The 2769-nt window shown below is 68.6% G+C and carries 3 protein-coding genes; all 3 read right to left on the minus strand.

The window, feature by feature from the left end; translation table 11 throughout:
* On the minus strand, positions 1-759 hold a 759-nt coding region (gene efeU, locus ACFVH5_RS44225), incomplete at its 3' end, for an iron uptake transporter permease EfeU (protein WP_385839343.1).
* Positions 760-762: 3 nt separating this feature from the next.
* Positions 763-2061, minus strand: coding sequence for an iron uptake transporter deferrochelatase/peroxidase subunit (gene efeB / locus ACFVH5_RS44230; protein ID WP_385839344.1), 1299 nt, complete (start codon positions 2059-2061; stop codon positions 763-765).
* A gap of 8 nt (positions 2062-2069) precedes the next feature.
* Positions 2070-2769, minus strand: a 700-nt coding sequence (efeO, locus tag ACFVH5_RS44235; RefSeq protein WP_385839345.1) for an iron uptake system protein EfeO, incomplete at its 5' end; no start/stop codon positions are given.

Below are 2769 nucleotides of genomic sequence, written 5' to 3' on the forward strand. Positions count from 1 at the left end.
GTAGAGGACCCATACGGCGACTTGGAGGATGGTGGGGTCGGGTTGGAAGTTGAGGATGCCTTTGAGGAGGGTGCCGTACCAGCTGTCCGGGGGGATGGTTTCGCTGATGTCGAAGGCTTTGTTCGTCAGGCCGGGCAGGAAGTCGGCTTCCTGGAGGTCGTGGACGCCGTAGGCGAGGACGCCGGCGGCGACGATGACGAGCATGCCGCCGGTCCAGGTGAAGAACTTGGCGAGGTTGATGCGGACGGTGCCGCGGTAGAAGAGGTAGCCGAGGACGATCGCGGTGAGGATGCCCAGGAGGACGCCGATGAGGGGGCCCTGGGTGCCGTCGTTGGAGGCGCGCACGGACGCCCACACGAACAGGGCGGTTTCCAGGCCTTCGCGTCCGACGGCGAGGAAGGCGGTGGCGACGAGTGCGGCGGTGCCCATCTGCAGGGCGGCGTCGAGCCGGCCGTGCAGTTCGCTTTTGAGGTGGCGGGCGGTGCGGCGCATCCAGAAGACCATCCAGGTCACCAGGGCGACGGCGATGATGGACAGGGAGCCGCCGAGGGCTTCCTGTGCCTCGAACGTCAGCTCCTGGGAGCCGAATTCGAGGGCGAACCCGAAGCCGAGGGCCAGGACGATGGCGACCGCGATGCCGGTCCAGATGGGTTTGAGGGCGTCTCTGCGGCCGGTTTTGACCAGGTAGGCGATGAGGATGCAGACGACGAGGCTGGCTTCCAGTCCTTCGCGCAGGCCGATCAGATAGTTGCCGAACACGGCCTACGCCTCCTTGGGGTTCTTGGAGAACAGCGTGCTGCCCCACCAGTCGTGGTTGTCGCGGACGCCGGGCGGGATGGCGAACACGGCTGAGCCGACGTGCTGGATGTATTCGTTGAGTGCGTCGGTGGCCAGGCTGCGCTGGACGGGGATGAAGCCGGTGCGGATGTCGCGTTGGTAGGCGAGGAAGAACAGGCCCGCGTCGAGGCGGCCGAGTCCGTCGGTGCCGTCGGTGAAGGAGTAGCCGCGGCGCAGGAGGGTGGCGCCGGCGTTGGTGTCGGGGTGCGCGAGGCGCACGTGCGCGTCGGGCAGCATCGCTTTGAGGAAGGGTGTGTCGCGTTCCTTGGCCTTGCCGACGGGGGCGCCTTCGCCTTTGTCGCGGCCGAAGATGTCCTCCTGCTCCTGGAGGGAGGTGCGGTCCCAGGTTTCGATGTTCATGCGGATGCGCCGGGCGACGAGGTAGGAACCCCCGCCCATCCAGGCCGCGTTCTCCTTGGGGTCTTCGACCCATACGAATTTCTTCAGGCGGTCGGTTTCGGTGCCGGCGATGTTGCGAGTGCCGTCTTTGAAGCCCATGAGGTTGCGGGGGGTCTGGGCGTCGGGGGTGGTGGAGGAGGTTTTCCCGAAGCCGAGCTGGGACCAGCGGATGACGACCGTGCCGAAGCCGATGCGGGCCAGGTTGCGGATGGCGTGCACGGCGATCTGGGGGTCGTCGGCGCAGGCCTGGATGCACAGGTCGCCGCCGCTGCGGGTGGGGTCGAGGTTGTCGCCGGCGAACTTCGGCAGGTCGACGAGGGCCTCGGGCCGCCGGCCGGCGAGGTCGAACTTGTCGAAGAGGGAGGGGCCGAAGCCGAGGGTGAGGGTCAGCCGTGAGGGTGACAGGCCGAGTGCTTCGCCGGTGTCGTCCGGTGGTGCCTCGGCGAGTCCGCCGTAGGCGCCCTCGCCGACGGCCTGTCCGGCGGTCATCCGCCGGGCCGCCCTCGTCCAGTCCTTCAGCAGCTGCACGAACGCGGCCCGGTCGTCCGTCTTCACGTCGAACGCGGCGAAGTGCAGCCGGTCCTGCACCGGGGTGGCGATACCCGCCTGATGCGTGCCGTGGAAGGCGACCTCACCCCCCGCCCCGGCAGCACCGGCACCGGCCTGCCCGTCGTCGACTGAGCGGGCCACCGCCACCGCACCACCGGCCGCGGCGGCACCCAGCGCAAGCCCGGCACCACCCCAGCCGATCAGCGAACGCCGCGACGGAGCCGCCGACGCAGTGGGCGCGGAGGATGTGACCTGCTCGGCGGGGGTGTCGGTCATGACTGTCCCTACTTCTTCGCGACGACGGCGGCGGCGAGCTTGGACAGCGGCTCCGCGAGCGCGTTCACCGCGTCCGAGAGCTCCTTCTGGTCCGCCTTGGAGACCTTGTCGTAGGAGGTGAAGTCGTAGGAGGTCGTGTCCTTGCGGTAGGTGTCCAGCAGGGTGTCGAGCGCCGCGAACTGCCGGTCCAGCTCGGTGACCAGCGCCGCGTCGTTCTCCTTGGCCACCGGCTTCAGCAGCTCGTAGGACTTCTCCGCGCCCTCGACGTTCGCCTTGAAGTCGACCAGGTCGGTGTGCGAGTAGCGCTCCTCCTCACCGGTGACCTTGCCGGTGGCGACCTCGTCGAGGAGTTCCTTGGCGCCGTTGGCCATCGACGTCGGAGTGATCTCCGCCTTGCCGACCCGCTTCTGCCAGTCGGTGAGATCCACGATCAGCTGACCGGCCAGCTCGGTGTCCCGGCCGGTGAGCTTCTCGTCCTTCCACAGCGAACGCTCCAGGCGGTGCCAGCCCGTCCAGTCCTTCTCCGGGTCCTGGCCCTCCTCCAGCCCGTCCTCACGCACATCGACCTTCGGGTCGATGTCCCCGAACGACTCCGCGACCGGCTCGGTACGCTCCCAGCCGATCCGCGACGTGGCGTACGCCTTCTTCGCGCCCTCGATGTCGCCGGCCTTCACCGCGTCCGCGAACACCTTCGCCTTCGGCAGGGTC

Source organism: Streptomyces sp. NPDC127119 (genome assembly GCF_042677425.1).
Classification (GTDB): Bacteria; Actinomycetota; Actinomycetes; order Streptomycetales; family Streptomycetaceae; genus Streptomyces.